General features: G+C 60.2%; 1 rRNA gene. It reads left to right on the top strand.

Annotated features, from left to right (window positions below):
- Window positions 1-90: ribosomal RNA gene (locus AB4Y83_RS22695) — 16S ribosomal RNA — on the top strand; the annotation flags it as partial.
- Window positions 91-493: the final 403 nt, after the last annotated feature.

Genomic DNA, 493 nt, shown 5'->3' on the forward strand with positions numbered 1-493 from the left:
CAGAGGGAGCCGTCGAAGGTGGGACTGGCGATTGGGACTAAGTCGTAACAAGGTAGCCGTACCGGAAGGTGCGGCTGGATCACCTCCTTTCTAAGGAGCACTCCACTGCCAGCTCGTCTGGTGGTGGCAGAGCCCGGTCTGTCCCCGAACGTGGGGCAGCGGGTGCTCAAGGGTGGAACATCGATTTTGGCACCTGGTCGAGCTGCTGCTCGCAAGTACAACCCGTTGAGGGCCCGTAAGGGCGCTCAGGGAGTGGAACGCGGTGGGGGTTCGGGTGGGTGCTTGACACGTTGTTGGGTCCTGAAGGATCGGACGACACATGCCTGCCCTCGTTTCGGCGAGGGGGTGTGTGTGGGCTGGTTTTTCTGGTTGTGGGCCCTGCCGAGATCGCGAGCTGTGCTTGTGGTGGGTGTGGGGTGCCGGTTGTATTTTGAGAACTTCACAGTGGACGCGAGCATCTTTGTAGTGTCAAGTTTTTAAGGGCACACGGTGG

The organism is Terrabacter sp. RAF57 (genome assembly GCF_052113925.1).
GTDB lineage: Bacteria > Actinomycetota > Actinomycetes > Actinomycetales > Dermatophilaceae > Terrabacter.